The sequence below is a fragment of the Roseovarius maritimus genome (assembly GCF_043355895.2).
Taxonomy (GTDB): domain Bacteria; phylum Pseudomonadota; class Alphaproteobacteria; order Rhodobacterales; family Rhodobacteraceae; genus Roseovarius; species Roseovarius maritimus.
On record NZ_JBHFPF020000003.1, the window covers coordinates 312435 to 329773 of the forward strand.

Consider the following 17339-nt stretch of genomic DNA (forward strand, 5'->3'; position numbering starts at 1 on the left):
GCGCTCAGCGGATCAGCCGCTTGATCGTGGCCGCATGTTCGGGCGTCGCTGACAGGGCGTGTTCAGCCAGGCCCATCGCGGCCTCCATCAGCGCCTCGGGCTCTGCAATCCGGTCGAAAAGGCCCCACTCCAGCGCCGTCTGCGCCTCCAGTCGTTCACCAGCCAGAAGGATGCGCCGCGCGCGGCCCGGCCCCACCAGCGCCACGAGGCGCGCGGGATCGGAGGGCTGCGGCAGAAATCCGCGCTTCATCACCGGGTAGAAAACCTGCGCGCCGGGCACCGCGACGCGAAAATCGCAGGCCAGCACCATGCCCATCGCACCGCCCGCAACGGTGCCGTTCAGCGCCGCGATGCTCAGGCAGGGCAGCGCGGCGATGGCCGATGACAGCCGCTCCCACACCGGATGGGTGGCAAGTCCGCTCTCCACCGCGGCCAGGTCGGCACCGGCGGAAAAGACCTTGCCCGCGCCGGTCAGGATCAGCAGGCGCGCGGCGCCGGGGCGGCCTGCGGCCTCGGCAATCTCGGCCAGCCGGGTCAGCATGTCCTCGCTCAGCGCGTTCGCCTTGGCGGCGCGGTCGATGGTGACGGTCCAGATGCCGCCCTGCTCGTCCAGCGTGATCATGGCGCGCCCTACAGCCCGATGGCCTTGCGGATCACCGGGTCGCGTAGCGAGATTTCCTGGCCCAGATGGGCATCCGCCCCCGCGCCGCACATCCAGAGCAGCGCGCGCGCAGGCCAGTCCGCCGGAATATGGTCGGACCAGTCCAGCTGGCTGACCGGATTGATCCCGCTGGCGCGGATGTCGCGCTGCATGTCCGTGGCGACCGTGCCGGGCGACAGTCCCATCGCGCGCAGGCCGAAATCCGCGCCCTCGGCATGGGCCGAGGCGGTCAGCATGGCCGCGCCCGCCTTGGACGCGCAATAGGCGCTCCACCCTTCGAGCGCGCTATGCGCGGCTCCGGAGGAGATCGTCAAGATCGTGCCGCCCCCGGCCTGCCGCATGCCCGGCATGGCCGCGCGCATGCCGTGAAAGACGCCCTTGAGGTTGATATCTATGGCGCGGCCCCAATCATCCGGATCGGCGCTGTCCATCGGACTAATCGGCGAGATGACGCCCGCATTGCCGATCAGCACATCCAGGGCGCCGAACCGCTCCTGCGCCCGCTCTACCGCCTGCGCGACATCGCCGTAGCGGGCCACGTCGCCGGTGACGGCCAGCGCGTCCAGCGGACGGGCAACCTCCCGTAGGGCGTCTTCCGAGCGGGCCATGAGCACCAGATTTGCGCCCGCCTCGGCAAAGACGCGTGCGGCCTCGGCGCCAATGCCCCGGCTGGCGCCGGTGATAAGCACGGTTTTTCCGGTCATGTCTGGGGCGGATGTCATGGCTCTCTCCTGCGGTAATGATAGGCTCTCGGACCTGAGTAGCGCCGGGTAACGCCATGGTCCAGTCTGCGGCTCTTGACGCTGGCCCCTATTGGCCCGAAGCTGAGCGCAAAGTTTCCGGATAAACGAGGTCCCAAATGAATTTCTATGGCACGCACAGGGCCATGACCGCCGCTATGGCGCTGATGGTCACCGGCAGCGCGGCAATGGCCGATGTCACTCCCGCAGACGTCTGGGCCGACTGGCAGGACTACCTGACCGGCTTCGGCTTTGCCGTGACCGCAGATGAGGCGCAGACGGCATCGGGGCTGGAACTGACGAACATTGTCCTGACCCAGACCCTGCCCGATGAGGGGGGTGAGACCACGATCACGGTTCCGCAGATCGCGCTGAATGACAATGGCACGGGCACAGTGCGCATCGTCTATCCCGGCGAGATGCCGATCACCATCGCGGCGGACGCGCCCGAGGCCTATACGCTGGAGCTGCTCTACCGCACCGAAGGCATGGACAGCGTCGTGTCGGGCAATGCCACCCGGATGAGCTATGACTACACGGCCGACAATATTGGCATGACCATGGGCAGTCTGACCGCCGAGGGCGAGGCTGTCGATCTGGGCGATATCCGTTTTGACATGCGCGATGTCGTGGGCCAGACGGTGATGATGCTGGAGGACGGCCGCGCCGCCGAGCAGACGGTGCGCTCCGGTCCTGCAACCTATACCGTGAACTTCGCTGACCCCGAAGGCGGAGCCGTGGCCCTTTCGGGTGAGTTCGAGACGCTGGAGATGATGGGCAATGTCATCATCCCTGACGCCGTCGATATGAATGATATGGCCGCTGCGCTGGAGGCGGGCTTTGCCATGGATGGCGGCTATGTCTTTGGCCCCGGCAACAGCCGCTTCGAGTTCACCGATGAGGGCGATGTGACCACCGGCAGCTCCTCCAGCCAGGGTGGTCAGCTGACCATCCGCATGGACAAGACGGGCTTGGCCTATGGCGGCACGACCAAGGGCACCGCAGTCGAGGCGATGGTGCCCCAGATGCCCTTCGCACTGTCGATGGAAATGGACGAGAGCGCCTTCGATCTGCTCGTCCCGCTGGCCGAAGGGCAGGAGCCGCAGGATTTCGGCCTGACCTTCCTGCTGGGCGGGCTGACGCTGGGCGACAATGTCTGGGGGCTCTTCGATCCCGAGGGCGTGCTGCCCCGCGATCCGGCCACGGTCGCGCTGGATCTGGATGGCGAGGCGAGCGTCTTTGTCAACATCATGGACGCCGCCGCTATGGCCGAGCTGGACTCGGATGACGCGGCCGTCCCCGCCGAGCTGAACGCGCTAACGCTGAACCGCCTTCTGATCAGCCTTGCCGGGGCCGAACTGACCGGGCAGGGAAATGTCACCTTCGACAACAGCGATACGGTCAGCTATGGCGGTCAGCCCAAGCCAGTGGGCAACCTGTCCTTCGTCCTGACGGGCGCCAACACGCTGATGGACAAGCTGATCTCGATGGGCTTGTTGGAACAGGATCAGGCCATGGGCGCACGCATGATGCTGGGCATGGCCGCCGTTCCCGGCGAGGGCGAGGATGTGCTGAAATCCGACATCGAGTTTACCGAGGATGGCGGGATCGTGGCCAATGGTCAGCGGCTGAAGTAACACCGCTCAGGCGGATTGCAGACGGGCCGGGGGTATCCTCCGGCCCGTTTTGCGTTTGCCGCCCGCCCTTGTGCCGGGGGCCGGGGCGGACTACCTCACGAGGTGCATTCGAAAGGCTGATTTTATGACGCATACCCATGATGATCTGGCGCAGGCCCTGTTGGCGGCGGCGCGCCGCGCGGGCGCGGATAGTGCCGATGCGATCGTCGCCACAGGCGCCTCCCAGGTGATCGACGTGCGCGGCGGCGCGCTGGAGCAGGCCGAGAGGTCGGAGGCGACCGATCTGGGCCTGCGCGTGCTGGTCGGGCAGCGGCAGGCGAATGTGTCCTCCTCCGACATCCGGCGCGAGACGCTGGACATCCTGGCCGAGCGTGCAGTCGCCATGGCCCGCGAGGCGCCCGAGGATCCCCATGCCGGACTCGCGGATGCAGACCAGCTTGCCCGCGATTGGGACATGGAGGCGTTGCAGCTGGCCGATCCCGCGCCCGAGCCCGAACCTGCCGAGCTACAGCGCCGCGCCGCCGAGGCCGAGGCGGCGGCTCTTGCCGTGGATGGGGTCAGCCAGGTGCAGGCCTCGACCGCGGGGTATGAGCGGCGGCGTATCTGGCTGGCCGCCAGCAACGGTTTCGCCGCCGGGCACACGCGCACAGATTGGTATGTCTCCTGCGCCGCCATTGCCGGCACGGGCGCGGGGATGGAGCGCGACTCGGACGGCGATGCGCGCATCTGGGACGCCGATATGCGCGATGCCGCCGATATCGGCACCCGTGCGGGCGAGCGCGCCACCGAGCGCCTTGGCGCACGCCGCCCCAAGACGGGCGCGTATCCGGTGCTCTTTGACGAGCGGATTTCGACCTCGCTGATCGGCCATCTGCTGGGTGCTGCAAATGGTGCGGCCGTTGCGCGCGGCGCGACTTGGCTGCGGGACAAGCTGGGCCAGCAGGTGCTGCCGGAAAGCCTCGGCATCGTCGAGGATCCGCACCGGCCCCGCGTCGCCGGATCGCGCCCCTATGACGGCGAGGGCCTGCCGACTCAGCGCCGGGCCATCGTGGAAAACGGTATTCTCACCGGCTGGATTCTGGACCTCGCCAGCGCGCGGCAGCTGGGCATGCAATCGACCGCCAATGCCAAGCGCGGCATGTCCGGCCCGCCGCGCCCCGGCACCTGGAACATCGCGCTGACCCAAGGCAGCGCCAGCCGCGAGGATCTGATCAAGGACATGGGCACCGGTCTGCTGGTGACGTCGATGATCGGCTCGACGATCAATTCCAATACCGGGGATTATTCGCGCGGCGCCTCCGGTTTCTGGATCGAGAATGGCGAGATCGCCTATCCGGTGAACGAGCTGACCATCGCCGGCAATTTGCATGACATGCTGATGCGCCTGACGCCCGCCAATGACGCGCGGACCCATCTCAGCTCGGTCGTGCCGTCGCTTCTGGTCGAGGGGATGACACTTGCCGGCACGTGATCTGCCCCTTCTGATCGACGCGGCCCACAAGGCCGGCGAGGTGGCGACGTCTTTTATCGGCGGTAGCGTGCGGCGCTGGGACAAGCCCGAGGAAGCCGGCCCGGTCACTGAGGCGGATCTGGCCGTGAACGACGCGCTGGAGACCAAGCTGCGCGGTGCGCGGCCTGCCTATGGCTGGCTCAGCGAGGAAAGCGCGCATGATCCGTTGCGCGCCGCAGCGCCGCGCACCTTCATCATCGATCCAATCGACGGCACGCGCAGCTTTATCGACGGCAGCCGCGCCTGGGCACACGCGCTGGCCGTGGTGGATGAGGGCCAGGTGACCGCCGCCGTCGTCTACCTGCCCATGCTTGATCTGATGTATGCCGCCGCGCTGGGCGAGGGCGCAACGCTGAACGGAGCGCCAATCCGCGCCAGCGCGATGGATCGGGCCGAAGGCGCGACCCTGCTGGCCGCGCGCCCCATGCTGGAGGCGCGGCACTGGCGCGGCGCGGTGCCTGCCTTCAAGCGCGAGCATCGCCCGTCACTCGCCTATCGCCTCAGCCTCGTGGCCGAGGGGCGGTTCGATGCGATGCTCACCTTGCGCAAGACGTGGGAATGGGACGTGGCCGCGGGCGATCTGATTCTGCGCGAGGCGGGGGCGCTGTCGACGGACCGGCGCGGCAATGCGCTGCGCTTCAACAACCCGGTTCCGCAGGTGGACGGGATGGTGGCGGCAGGGCCGCTCTTGCATCGCGAGATCGTTAAGGAACTGTCGTGATTGCGATGGCTCAGGCCTGCCTTAGCGCCAGGACGAAGCGCACCACCTTCCCTTCGGGCATCTCGCAGGGCTTCAGCAGCGGCCCCGAGGCCAGGCGATATACATTCATGCTGATGTAATCGTTGCCACCCAGCTCTTCGGCGACCAGCTTCTGCGCCGCTCCGCCGGAAAAGTCGCTGCGGGTGACGACATATCGTCGTCCCTCCGCCACCCGTTGAAACGTGCCAAGGGGAAGCGCATCCCACGCCTCCAGAAACGGCTTCACTTGGCGCCGATCTTCGGCTCGGTTCCGGCACGCAGGCGCGCGATGTTGCTGCGGTGCCGCCAGAGGATCAGCACGGCCAATACCATGCCCAACATCAGCATCGACCGATAGCCCAGCAAAAACATCCAAACCGGCGCGCTGACTGCCGCCACCAGCGCCGAGAGCGACGAGATGCGCATCACTGCCGCCGTCGCCAGCCAAGTCACACAAGCCAGCAGCCCCACCGGCCATGCCAGCGCCAGAATCAGGCCCAGGAAGGTCGCCACCCCCTTGCCCCCGCGAAAGCCCAGCCAGACGGGAAAGCAATGCCCGAGGAATGCAGTGAGACCCGCAAGCTGTGCCGCGTCCTCGCCCGCAATCCAGCGCGCCAGCAGCACCGCCACCGCGCCCTTGAGGCCATCCAGCAGCAGCGTCGCGGCTGCGGCTTTTTTCGATCCGGTGCGCAGCACGTTGGTCGCGCCGATATTGCCTGATCCAATCTTACGCAGGTTACCAAGCCCCATCGCGCGGGCCAAAATCATGCCTGAAGGGATCGAACCCAGAAGGTAGCCGATGACGGCCCAGAGGATCAGAACGACGGCGGAGGTTTCCACTATCGGCATCTATTCGGCCTCGTAAACGGCCGCGCCGCCGACATAGGTCGCCAGCACGCGGCCCTGCATGCGGGCGCCGTCGAATGGTGTGTTCTTGGATTTCGAGCGGAGCGCGAAACGGTCCAGCACAAAGGGCTTCATCGCATCGAACAGCACCAGATCGGCGGGCGCGCCGACAGCCATCCGTCCCGATTGCAGCCCCAGACGCTTGGCCGGGTTCAGCGACAGTGCACGGAAAAGCACGGGCAGTTCCAGCTCGCCCGAGTGAAACAGACGCAGCGCGGCGGGCAGCAGCGTTTCCAGCGCGACCGCGCCCGATGCGGCCTCCTCGAAGGGCAGACGTTTCGACTCCTCGTCCTGCGGCGTGTGCATCGAGCTGATCGTGTCGATCAGGCCGGTGCGGACCGCCTCGATGATCGACTGGCGGTCCTCTTCGCTGCGCAGTGGTGGCTTGACCTTGAAGAAGGTGCGATAGCCCGAAAGGTCCAGCTCGTTCAGCGTGAGGTGATGGATCGACGTGCCGGCGGTGATGTCCAGCTCGTTGCGCTTGGCGCGCTCTAACGCAGGCAGCGCGCGGGCCGTGGTGATCTGGTCCGCGTGATAGCGCGCGCCGGTCATTTCCAAGAGAGCAATATCGCGGTCGAGGCCCATCCGTTCGGCCATGGGGCTGACGGCGGGCAGGCCGTAGAGCGAGGCGAACTTGCCTGACGTGGCGGCGGCGCCCGCGGAGAGTCCCGGCTCTTGGGGGTGGGCGATGACCAGCGCGCCGAGCGCGCGGGCATAGGTCAGCGCGCGGGCAAAGACCTTGGTGTCGCGCACAACATGGTCGCAATCGGTAAAGGCCACGGCGCCGGCATCCATGAGAAAGCCGATCTCGGTCATCTCGCGCCCCTCGCGCCCCTTGGTCAGGGCGGCCATGGGGAGGACATTGACCGGCGCCGCCTCGTTCGCGCGGCGGCGCGTGAATTCCAGCACTTCAGGGCTGTCGATGGCGGGCAGCGTGTCGGGCCGCGTCGCCATGGTGGTCACGCCCCCGGCGGCGGCGGCGAGGCCGGCGGAGCGGAAGGATTCCTTGTGCCGCTCACCGGGCTCGCAGACCTTGACGCCGATATCGACGATGCCGGGCGCCAGATGCTTGCCTCCCGCATCGATCACGCGCGCGCCGGAGGGTGTGCAGGCCTCCGTCCCCTCGGGCGTCACACGGCTGATGCGCCCCTCTTCGATCAAGACGCTGCCGCGCGTGACGGTGCCGCCTTCGGGATCGATCAGCTGGGCGTTGGTGATGAGGGTAGAAATCATGCGGGAGATACTCCGGCGGCTGCGGCTATGCGTGCCTCGACGCGGCGACGGTCTGCGAGGTATTTCAGAAGATGCTTGTCGCCCGCGCGCGTGATCACCTGCACCGCTGAGCCAATGCCGCGCACGGCGCTGATCTGTGCCAGCGGAATCGTGGCAGGACCGGGGCCAATCAGCCGGCTGTCCGTCAGGCGCCACTGGTCATTCAGTGCTTCGCTCGACAGATAAAAAGCCCGCACCGCAATGGCGGCCAGCCCGCCGACTGCGCCGGTCCAGACATGCGGATTGCCAAATGCGGCGAGGATCACCATGCCGGCCGCCATTGCCGCAGCAGCCATCAACGCATGATCGCGCCAATAGGTGGAACGATCGGCGCGAAAGATGTCACGCACGCTCTCTCCCGCGTCGAGCGGGGTGGACGCGGTGTCCGGGGGCAAAATCGGATCGTTCATGCTGCAATCCACACCATCACCACGACCAGTAGCGCCAGAACCAGCAGCACGATCATGGCGACGCGACCAGACATTGCAGCATCCGAGGGCGCCTTGCGCGGCGCGTCGCCTTCGTGCTCGGGCGTGCGCGCCGAGGCATCGGGGAGGGCGCCGAAGGTAATGGGATCATGCGGCTCCTGAAAGGTGGCGATCAGGTTGAGCGGCGCGCGGGGCGTCAGCACCTGCGCGGTGCCCTGGAAGGCGCGCGAGGTGATGACCATTAGCGTGCCCTCCTGCGCCGCGAGCTGGGCGCGCATCGGCTCGATCTGGTCGTCCGGAATGGCGTGCCCGTCGGAAAGATAGCCGGCAAGGCCCACCCCGGTAAGGTCCGAGGCGTCAAACACCTCGATATGGTCGGCATCCAGCGTCTCGGCCCCCAGCGCCTCGCGCAGGGGCCATCGACCGTTGCGGGCGGTGAACGCCGCGATCTGGTCCGCCGGGATATCGACGGCAAAGACACGCACGACCCCGGTCTCGCTTGCCTTGATGTCCATCTTGTCGCTCATGTCAGCACCTTTTCAGACCATTACCGTTGTCGGGGTAGCGCGGGCGCGCAGGTTGCGCGCCAGAAGGTCCATCGCCGCCATGCGCACGGCGACGCCCATCTCCACCTGCTGCTGAATGACGCTGCGGCGGATATCGTCTGCCAACTCGCCGTCGATCTCGACGCCGCGATTCATCGGGCCGGGATGCATGACGATGGCATCGGGCGCAGCATGGGCCAGCTTCTCGGCGTCGAGGCCGTAGCGGTGGTAATATTCGCGCTCGGACGGGATGAAGCCGCCATCCATCCGCTCGCGCTGAAGGCGCAGCATCATCACCACGTCGACCCCCTCGAGGCCCGCCTGCATATCGTCATAGACCTCGACCCCGAACTCGCCGATGCCTGCGGGCATCAGCGTTGGCGGGCCAATGAGGCGGATGCGGTTCTCCATCTTGCCCAGAAGGATGATGTTCGAGCGGGCGACGCGGCTATGGGCGATATCGCCGCAAATGGCGATGCTCAGCCGGTGCAGCCGCCCCTTGGCGCGCCGGATCGTCAGCGCATCCAGCAGGGCCTGCGTGGGATGCTCGTGCCGCCCGTCGCCCGCATTCAGGACCGCACAATTCACCTTTTGCGCCAAAAGGTCTACCGCGCCCGAATGCGGATGGCGCACGACCAGAAGGTCGGGATGCATCGCGTTCAGCGTCATGGCGGTGTCGATCAGCGTCTCTCCCTTCTTGATACTGCTCGCCTGCATCGCCATCGACATGACATCCGCGCCCAGACGCTTGCCCGCCAGCTCGAAACTGGCCTGGGTGCGGGTGGAATTCTCGAAGAACATGTTGATCTGCGTGAGACCGGCCAGCGCATCGCCATGCTTGGCGCCGCTGCGGCCCTGCTCGGCATAGATATCGGCGAGGTCGAGCACCGCGCGGATGTCATGGGGGGCCAAAGGCTCGATCCCCAGAAGGTGGGTGTGGGCAAAGGTCACCGGCATCTCCTGATAAGCTGTGCGCGTTATCGCATGGGCGGGGGCGGCGTTCAATCGGCAAGCCGGAGGCGCGAAGGGCGCGTGCGGGAATTTGAGTATCTTCGCCAAGATGAAGCTGCGGCGCTTTCGGTGCTTTCGCCGGTGGGACGGTGGGGGTAGTTTGGCGGCATGGATTCGGCATTGGATTTTCACGGGTTGCGCGCGCTCCTGCAATGGCAGGTCGAATTGGGCGTCGACGAGGCGATTGGTGATGCACCGGTCAATCGCTACGAAGCGCCTGAAGCTGCGCCCAAGGCGGCGCCGGCTGCTGCTGTCGCGCCCGCCCGTCCGGCGGATGGGCCGGATGCGGTGGAAGCCGCGCGTCAGGCGGCGGGCGCTGCGCAGGATCTGGACGGCTTGCGTGCGGCGCTTGCGGCCTTTGAGCATTGCGAGCTGAAGCGCGGGGCGCGCAATCTGGTCTTCTCTGACGGGGTGCCGGGCGCGCGCGTGATGGTCATTGGCGAGGCGCCGGGGCGGGACGAGGACCGCGAGGGGCGGCCTTTCGTCGGGCGGGCGGGCCAGATGCTGGACCGGATGCTGGCCGCCATCGGGCTGAGCCGCGAAGAGAGCGTTTACATCACCAATATCATGCCTTGGCGCCCGCCCCAGAATGCGGACCCGAAGCCGGACGAGATCGACATGATGCGGCCTTTCGTGCAGCGCCATGTCGAGCTGGCCGCGCCCGAAATCGTGATCCTCATGGGCAATATCAGCTGCCAGACCGTGCTGGACACGCGCGGCATCACCAAGCTGCGGGGGCAGTGGCACGAGGCCTGGGGCAAGCCGGTGATGCCGATGTTCCACCCGGCCTATCTCTTGCGCCTGCCGACCGCCAAGCGGGCGGCATGGGCCGATCTGCTGGCGGTGCAGGCGAAGTTGAGGGAGGGGAAGTAATGATCGATCCGTGGCTCTTGCTGGCCTTTTTGCCTGCCGCGATGGCGCTGAACCTGACGCCGGGGGCGGACATGATGTTCTGCCTCGGCCAGGGTCTGCGGGCGGGACCGCGTCCGGCGATCGCTGCGAGCGCGGGGATCGCGCTCGGCTCGCTGGCGCATGCGGCGGTCGCCGCGCTGGGCCTCGGCGCGGCGGTGGCGGCGGCGCCCTGGCTCTTCGACGTGATCCGTTGGGTGGGGGCGGCCTACCTGATGTGGCTGGCGCTGGGCGCGATGCGGGCCGGGCCGATGAAGGCCAAGGGCCGCCCGATGAGCGCCGCCCGTGCCTTTCGCGAGGGGCTGGTGGTGAACCTGACCAACCCCAAGGTGATCCTCTTCGTCCTCGCCTTCCTGCCGCAATTCGCCGATCCGGCGCGCACGCTTCTGCCGCAATTCTTGGTCCTCGGCGCCATCATGGGCGTCGGCGGGTTGATCATCAATGGCGCGGTTGGCGTCTTTGCCGGTGGGCTGGGCCGGCGCATGGCCGCATCGCCACGCTTTGCGCGGAGCCTTGGCTGGGCCTGCGCCGCGATTTTTACCGCGCTGGCCGCGCGACTAGCCATTCTGGAAAGGGTCTGAGCCATGAGCCGCATCGACGAGAGCCGCGAATTCATCCCCGTGCGCATCGCCGTCCTCACCGTCAGTGATACGCGCGCCGAGGCGAATGACCGCTCGGGCGATACGCTGGTGCAGCGACTGGAGGCGGCAGGGCATGTCCTGGCCGCTCGCAACATTGTGAAGGACGAGCGGGACGCCATCGCGGCGCAGCTGCGCGCATGGTGCAAGGATGAGGGCATCGACGCCATCATTTCGACCGGGGGCACGGGCCTGACGGGCCGCGACGTGACCGTCGAGGCGCACCGCGATGTCTATGAGAAGGAAATCGACGCCTTCGGCACCGTCTTTACCCATGTCAGCATGGCCAAGATCGGCACCAGCGCCGTCCAGAGCCGCGCAACGGCGGGCGTGGCGCATGGTACCTACCTTTTTGCGCTGCCGGGCAGTCCGGGCGCCTGCAAGGATGCTTGGGACGAGATCCTGTCGCTACAGCTGGATTACCGGCACCGCCCCTGCAACTTTGTCGAGATCATGCCGCGCCTGGACGAGCACCGGCGCCGCAAGTAGCGCGCTTGGTATTCGGGCGCGCTGCCTTATATATAGAGCGCTCTATGACACCCCCGCGAGGACCGCTCTGCCATGCATTTTCTGCGCCGCAGCCTGACCGGCCTGATCCTGATGTCGCTGACATTAGGTCTGCTGGTCTATGCGGGCTATATCCTGAGCGCATCGGTGCAGGCCCGGATGGAGCGCACCCCGGGCGCAGGCGCGCGCGAGGAGCGCGAGTTTGCCGTCAAGGTGGCGCTGGCCACGCCCCAGACCATCGCACCCACGCTCACCGCCTATGGCGAGGTGCAGAGCCGCCGCGCTCTGGAACTGCGCGCCAAGGCGGCGGGCACGGTGATCGAGCTGGCCGAAGACTTTGAGGAAGGCGGGCAGGTCGAGGCCGGTCAGCTCCTGGTGCGGATCGACCCGGCGGATACGCGGGCGGCGCGCGACCGTGCGGAGAGCGACCTGATGGATGCCCGCGCCGAGGCGCGCGAGGCGGAGCGTGCGTTGGAATTGGCCCAGGACGAACTGACCGCCGCGCGCGATCAGGCCGATCTGCAGGAGCGCGCCCTGCAGCGTCAGCGCGATCTGGCCGAGCGCGGGGTGGGCACCGCGGCTACCGTTGAAACCGCCGAATTGGCAGCCGCCGCCGCGCGCGGGGCGGTGCTGACCCGCAGGCAGGCCGCGCTGGGCGCTGAGGCGCGCATAGACCAGGCCGCGACCGCGACCGCGCGCGCCGAGATCGCACTGGCCGAGGCCGAGCGGAGGCTGGCCGAGACCGAGATCCGGGCCGAATTTGCGGGAGCGCTGTCGGATGTCACCGTGGATCAAGGCGCGCTGGTCTCGAATGGCGAGCAGCTGGGCACACTGATCGACCGCAATGCACTTGAGGTCGCGTTCCGCGTCTCGACCGCGCAATTTGCCCGGCTGCTGGACGAGGATGGCCAGTTGCGCCGCGCTCCGGTCACCGCCGTTCTCGAGGCCTCCGGCGCGCGGCTGACCGCGCCCGGCGCGATCACCCGCGCCAGCGCCGCGGTGGGCGAGGGGCAGACGGGTCGTCTGGTCTTTGCTCGGCTGGAAGCAGCGCGGGGGCTGAAACCCGGCGATTTCGTCACAGTCGAGGTGGCCGAGCCGCCGCTGGAGCGCGTCGTGCGCCTGCCCGCCAGCGCGCTGGGCAACGACGGCGCGGTGCTTGCGCTGGGCGAAGATGGGCGGCTGCAGCCGGTTGCCGTGACGCTGCTGCGCCGGCAGGGCGATGATGTGCTGATCCGTGCCGCCGAAGGTGCGCCCACGCTGGCGGGCAGGCGGGTCGTCACCCAGCGCTCGCCGCTTCTGGGGGCGGGGATCAAGGTGCGCGCCCTTGGCGATGCTGCCGAGGCTGCGGATGAGAACTCCGAAATGATGGACCTCAGCGCAGAGCGCCGGGCGCGCCTGATTGCCTATGTCGAGGGCAGCCGCGACATGCCCGATGCCATGCGCACCCGCCTTCTGAACCAGTTGGCGCAGGCCCGCGTGCCGGCGAGCGTCGTCGCACGGCTGGAAAACCGGATGGGCGGCTAGGGCGTGGCGCGCGGGATCGGCGAGCGCACGGGCGGTATCCTGTCATGGTTCACGCGTCACCCGACGGCGGCGAACCTCTTGCTGGTCGTCATGGTCGTGCTGGGCCTTGCCGCCGTGCCCAACATGCGCGCGCAGTTCTTCCCTGACGTGATCATCCAGAGCGTCACGGTTTCAGTAGAGTGGGATGGCGCCGGGGCCGAGGATATCGACGCCGCCATTGTGCAGGTTCTGGAGCCTGACCTCTTGGCCATCGAGGGCGTCGAGAGCACGAATGGCTCATCCCGCGAGAATTTCGGCACCATCGCGATCGAATTCCAGCCCGGCTGGGACATGTCGCGCGCGGCCACCGACGTGCAGGCCGCCGTCGATGCGGTGACGACCCTTTCCGAGGCTGCCGAAGAGCCCGAGGTGCGGCGCGGGACGTGGTCCGACCGGGTGACGGATGTGGTGATTACCGGCCCCGTCGGCGCCGATCAGCTGGCGCTCTATGCCGATGAGCTGGTGACGCGCCTCTTTGCCGAGGGCGTCACGCGCACCACGCTGAGGGGCGTTGCCGCGCCGCAGGTCATCGTCGAGGTGCCGGCCACGCAGCTGATACAGCACGATATCACCCTCACCGAGATCGCCGCCGTCATCGCCGCCGAGGTCGATGCCAACCCTGCGGGCGATGTCGAGGGCGCAGGCACCCGCGTGCGCACCGGCAGCGAAAAGCGCGACCCCGAGCAGATCGCCGCCATCACCCTGCGCGGCGGCATCGGCGATACCCGCCTCACCGTGGGCGACGTCGCAGAGGTGCGCGTTCTGGGCGCCGCGCGCGAGCGGGCGTATTTCGTGGGCGACAACCCGGCGATTTCCCTGCGCGTCGACCGCTCGGAAGGCGGCGATGCCATCGGCATTCAGGAAACGGTGGAAGAGGTCGCCGCCGAAATGGCCAACACCCTGCCCGAGGGGGTCAGCGTCGATCTGATCCGCACCCGGTCCGAGGCGATTTCGAGCCGCCTGACCACGCTACTTGACAATGCGGCGACGGGTCTGGCGCTGGTGGTGACGCTGCTCTTCCTTTTCCTCAACGCGCGCACGGCCTTCTGGGTGGCGGCGGGGATACCCGTGGCCCTTCTGGCCGCTGTCGCGCTGATGTATGCGGCGGGGATCACGATCAACATGATCTCGCTTTTCGCGCTGATCATCACGCTTGGCATCGTCGTCGATGATGCCATCGTGGTGGGCGAGCATGCGGATGCGCGTGCGCGAAACCTTGGCGAGTCGCCCGTCGTCGCCGCCGAGAATGCCGCGCGCCGCATGGCGATGCCGGTCTTTTCCGCCACCGCGACGACGATCATCGCCTTCGGTGGACTGATCACCATCGCGGGCCGGTTCGGCGATCTGATCGCCGATATTCCCTTTACGGTGATCGTGGTGCTGATTGCATCGCTGGCCGAATGCTTTCTGATTCTGCCCCACCACATGAGCCATGCGCTGACCGCATCCAGCCGCAGGCACTGGTATGATGCGCCATCGCGGACGGTCAATCGCGGCTTTGAATGGGCGCGTGAACGGGTGTTCCGCCCCGCCATGGCGGGCATCATCTGGGCGCGCTACCCGGTGCTGGCGGGGGTCATCCTGATCCTTGCGTCACAGGCTGCGCTTTTCGTGCGCGGCGACGTGACATGGCGCTTCTTCAATGCGCCCGAGCAGGGCAGCGTCACCGGCAATTTCGCCATGGCGCCGGGGGCCACGCGCGCGGATTCGCTGGAAATGCTGCGCGAGATGCAGCGCGCAACGCAGGAATTGGCCGAGGAATACGAGGCCGAGCATGGCGCGAGCCCGCTGGACTATGTGATCGCCGAGATCGGCGGCAATGCCGGCCGCGGCCTCTCGGGCGCCGAGATGAAAGAGCCCGATCAGCTGGGCGGCATTTCCATCGAGCTGATCGATTCGGACTTGCGTCCCTATAGCAGCTTTGCCTTCGCCGGAGACCTGCAGGAGCGGATCGTGCCCCACCCGCTGGCCGAAACGGTCAGCTTTCGGGGTTGGCGCAGCGGACCGGGGGGCGATGCGCTGGACGTGCAATTCTCGGGCGCGGACGCGCAGACGCTCAAGGCCGCATCACAGCGGTTGAAAGAGGCGCTGTCGGCCTTTCCCGAGGTCAGCGGAGTCGAGGACGACCTGGCCTATGACAAGCAGGAGCTGGTGCTGGACCTGACGCCACAGGGCGCCGCGCTCGGCTTTGGCATTGACGATCTGGGCCGTGAGCTGCGCGCGCGGCTGAACGGGATCGAGGCCGCAACATACCCTGTCGGGCCCCGCAGCGCAGAGATCCGGGTGGAGTTGCCCGACGGCAGCCTGACCGCAGATTTTCTGGAAGAAACGCAGCTGCGCACCCCCGGCGGCGCCTATGTCCCGCTGGCGGAGATCGTCTCGGCCGAGACGCGCGACGGCTTCTCGACCGTGCGGCGCGAGAATGGCGTGCGCGTGATCAGCGTGACGGGCGACATCTCGGAGGATGATCCCGCCCGCGCGTCCGAGATACAGGAGCTGGTGCGCGGCGACATCCTGCCCCGCATCGCTGCCGAGCTTCAAGTCGACTGGGCCATGTCCGGCCTTGCCGAGCAGGAAAGCGATTTTCTGAACGACGCGCTTCTGGGCCTGATGCTGACCCTGATCGGCATCTATCTGGTGCTGTCGCTGGTCTTCGGCAGCTGGACGCGGCCTATGGTGGTGATGGCAATCATTCCTTTCGGCCTGGTGGGCACGATCTATGGCCATCACGCCTGGGACGTGCCGCTGAGCATGTTCACGGTGGTCGGCCTTCTGGGCATGACGGGGATCATCATCAACGACTCGATCGTGCTGGTCACCACGATCGACGAGCATGCCCGCACCCGTGGCCTGATCCCGTCGATCATCGACGGGGCTGCTGACCGGCTGCGCCCTGTGCTGCTGACCACGCTGACGACCGTTCTGGGCCTCACCCCGCTCTTGTTCGAGCGGAGCCAGCAGGCGCAATTCCTGAAACCCACGGTGATCACGCTGGTCTATGGCCTCGGCTTTGGCATGATCCTGGTGCTGCTGGTCGTGCCTGCGTTGATGGCGGTTCAGCATGACGTCGCGCGGCAGATGGCGGCGCTGCGGCGCGGGATGCGCTTTCGGGAGGGACGTGTGCGCGCCGCGATGCTGGCCGGTGCGGCGCTAATTGCCGCGTGGTTCGCGGCGACGATGGGCTGGGCGATCTGGGCGGGCGCTCTGCCCGGCGCGGTGGCCGCTCTTGTGCCCTTTGCGGCGGGAATGGGCGCGGTGCCGGGCGCTCTGCTGGCCTTTTCGCTTGGCGCGGTGGTGCTGGTATTTCTGCTCTACGCGGTGCTGGCCGTTGGGCAAGCGCTTCGCGCGCGGGCCTGATCAGCCGCCGGGGCAGCCCTGGATATCGACCGCGCGGCCGGCGCCAAGAACAGTTATCCGCAATCCCGAGCGGTCGAGCGCAAAGGGCCGGCCTTCGACATGCGCCAGCCGCGTATCCGCCACCATCCTGTTGCCCTGACGGGTGGTGCGGGGCGGGGCAATCCAGATGTTGGGATCGCTCGTCTCGATCACAAGCATCTCGGACGCTGCGATGGGCGGCATGCTGAACTCGGCGCGCAGGGTCAGGCCGTTCTTCTTGCCCGGCGCGACGGAGCAGCGCACCTGCGCCACGCCCGCTTCATCCGCGCTCATCGGGCGGTCGGCTAGAGCCGCGATGATCCGCGGATCGCGCTTTGCATCGGCAGCGGGCAGATCGGCGCCAAGATCCAGCGTAAGCGGGATGCAGACGTCGCGGCAGACCCCGATATCGACTGATCCGTCGAGCGTGATGTTGCGCCCGCCCGATTTGGCCAGCACATGCAGCGGCAGGATGACCGTGCCATGATATCCGATGCTGGACAGGCCGCCCTGATCGATGCGCTCGGGCGTGGGCCAGGCCACCTCTACACCCGCGAGATTGCGCGAGCCGCGCCAGTCGAAGCGTGGCGGGATACCAAGATCACCGGGCGCGCGCCAATAGGTCTTCCATCCCGGCGCGAGGCGCAACTCGAGCGCGGCCATGTGTGTGCCGTCATCCATGCGCCAGCCCGGCAGCAGCCGCGCCGATTGGACGGCATCCAGCGATTGCGCGGCGGCGGGCAGCGCGGCAAGGCAGAGCGCGGCGGCAAGGAGGCGTGAGGCAAGACGTTTCATCCCTCTCCTTTGCGCGAAACCGGGGCGAAAGCCAATTCACAATCGGGTCAGATGCGCCTTTGGCGCATGACTGCATGCCCGGCCCCTTGTAATGGCCGGGGCG

Annotated in this window: 17 protein-coding genes; 8 read left to right on the plus strand and 9 right to left on the minus strand. The window is 67.4% G+C overall.

Annotated elements, in window-relative coordinates; all coding sequences use genetic code 11:
• Window positions 1-4: 4 nt before the first annotated feature.
• Together ACEWPM_RS08865 and ACEWPM_RS08870 are read right to left on the minus strand one after the other, a co-directional pair.
• Entirely contained in the window at window positions 5-622 is a 618-nt protein-coding gene (locus ACEWPM_RS08865; RefSeq protein WP_393961308.1) for an enoyl-CoA hydratase/isomerase family protein, read from the minus strand.
• Between the two features lie 8 nt (window positions 623-630).
• Window positions 631-1383, minus strand: coding sequence for an SDR family oxidoreductase (locus tag ACEWPM_RS08870; RefSeq protein ID WP_393961309.1), 753 nt, complete (start codon window positions 1381-1383; stop codon window positions 631-633).
• Window positions 1384-1547: 164 nt separating this feature from the next.
• Here ACEWPM_RS08870 and ACEWPM_RS08875 point away from each other — a divergent pair, with 164 nt between their 5' ends.
• From ACEWPM_RS08875 to ACEWPM_RS08885, 3 genes are all read left to right on the plus strand, one after another.
• Complete coding sequence (locus ACEWPM_RS08875; protein WP_393961310.1) at window positions 1548-3038, plus strand: DUF2125 domain-containing protein; 1491 nt, start codon at window positions 1548-1550, stop codon at window positions 3036-3038.
• Window positions 3039-3162: 124 nt separating this feature from the next.
• Complete coding sequence (locus ACEWPM_RS08880) at window positions 3163-4509, plus strand: TldD/PmbA family protein (protein ID WP_393961311.1); 1347 nt, start codon at window positions 3163-3165, stop codon at window positions 4507-4509.
• On the plus strand, window positions 4496-5269 hold the full coding sequence (locus ACEWPM_RS08885) for a 3'(2'),5'-bisphosphate nucleotidase CysQ (protein WP_393961313.1): 774 nt from the start codon (window positions 4496-4498) through the stop codon (window positions 5267-5269). The genes ACEWPM_RS08880 and ACEWPM_RS08885 overlap by 14 nt, the downstream gene beginning before the upstream one ends.
• 10 nt (window positions 5270-5279) lie before the next feature.
• Here the strand turns inward: ACEWPM_RS08885 and ACEWPM_RS08890 are convergent, their stop codons facing one another.
• Genes ACEWPM_RS08890 through ACEWPM_RS08915 form a run of 6 tightly spaced genes read right to left on the minus strand, consistent with a single transcriptional unit; the run spans window position 5280 to window position 9389 of the window.
• Window positions 5280-5534, minus strand: a complete 255-nt coding sequence (locus ACEWPM_RS08890; protein ID WP_393961314.1) for a hypothetical protein — start codon at window positions 5532-5534, stop codon at window positions 5280-5282.
• Window positions 5531-6136: a glycerol-3-phosphate 1-O-acyltransferase PlsY gene (plsY, locus tag ACEWPM_RS08895; protein ID WP_393961315.1), complete on the minus strand. Its 606-nt coding sequence runs from the start codon at window positions 6134-6136 to the stop codon at window positions 5531-5533. The genes ACEWPM_RS08890 and plsY overlap by 4 nt, the downstream gene beginning before the upstream one ends.
• Complete coding sequence (gene pyrC / locus ACEWPM_RS08900; protein ID WP_393961316.1) at window positions 6137-7426, minus strand: dihydroorotase; 1290 nt, start codon at window positions 7424-7426, stop codon at window positions 6137-6139.
• The gene (locus ACEWPM_RS08905; protein WP_393961318.1) at window positions 7423-7875 is read right to left on the minus strand and encodes a hypothetical protein; all 453 of its coding nucleotides are present in this window, start codon (window positions 7873-7875) and stop codon (window positions 7423-7425) included. The genes pyrC and ACEWPM_RS08905 overlap by 4 nt, the downstream gene beginning before the upstream one ends.
• On the minus strand, window positions 7872-8420 hold the full coding sequence (locus tag ACEWPM_RS08910; protein ID WP_393961319.1) for a hypothetical protein: 549 nt from the start codon (window positions 8418-8420) through the stop codon (window positions 7872-7874). The genes ACEWPM_RS08905 and ACEWPM_RS08910 overlap by 4 nt, the downstream gene beginning before the upstream one ends.
• Before the next feature lie 12 nt (window positions 8421-8432).
• Complete coding sequence (locus tag ACEWPM_RS08915; RefSeq protein ID WP_393961320.1) at window positions 8433-9389, minus strand: aspartate carbamoyltransferase catalytic subunit; 957 nt, start codon at window positions 9387-9389, stop codon at window positions 8433-8435.
• Between the two features lie 168 nt (window positions 9390-9557).
• Between ACEWPM_RS08915 and ACEWPM_RS08920 the strand changes: the two genes are divergently transcribed.
• From ACEWPM_RS08920 to ACEWPM_RS08940, 5 genes are all read left to right on the plus strand, one after another.
• Window positions 9558-10322 carry a uracil-DNA glycosylase gene (locus ACEWPM_RS08920; protein WP_393961321.1) on the plus strand — a complete coding sequence of 255 codons (765 nt, stop codon included), beginning with the start codon at window positions 9558-9560 and terminating at the stop codon, window positions 10320-10322.
• Complete coding sequence (locus tag ACEWPM_RS08925) at window positions 10322-10939, plus strand: LysE family translocator (protein WP_393961322.1); 618 nt, start codon at window positions 10322-10324, stop codon at window positions 10937-10939. Before ACEWPM_RS08920 ends, ACEWPM_RS08925 begins: the two co-directional genes overlap by 1 nt.
• A gap of 3 nt (window positions 10940-10942) precedes the next feature.
• Window positions 10943-11485 carry a molybdenum cofactor biosynthesis protein B gene (moaB, locus tag ACEWPM_RS08930; protein WP_393961323.1) on the plus strand — a complete coding sequence of 181 codons (543 nt, stop codon included), beginning with the start codon at window positions 10943-10945 and terminating at the stop codon, window positions 11483-11485.
• A 72-nt stretch (window positions 11486-11557) separates the two neighbouring features.
• On the plus strand, window positions 11558-13027 hold the full coding sequence (locus tag ACEWPM_RS08935; RefSeq protein WP_393961324.1) for an efflux RND transporter periplasmic adaptor subunit: 1470 nt from the start codon (window positions 11558-11560) through the stop codon (window positions 13025-13027).
• A 3-nt stretch (window positions 13028-13030) separates the two neighbouring features.
• The gene (locus ACEWPM_RS08940; protein ID WP_393961325.1) at window positions 13031-16423 is read left to right on the plus strand and encodes an efflux RND transporter permease subunit; all 3393 of its coding nucleotides are present in this window, start codon (window positions 13031-13033) and stop codon (window positions 16421-16423) included.
• Here ACEWPM_RS08940 and ACEWPM_RS08945 read toward each other — a convergent pair whose 3' ends face one another.
• Window positions 16424-17236, minus strand: coding sequence for a protein-disulfide reductase DsbD domain-containing protein (locus tag ACEWPM_RS08945; protein ID WP_393961326.1), 813 nt, complete (start codon window positions 17234-17236; stop codon window positions 16424-16426). It abuts the gene before it with no gap.
• Window positions 17237-17339: the final 103 nt, after the last annotated feature.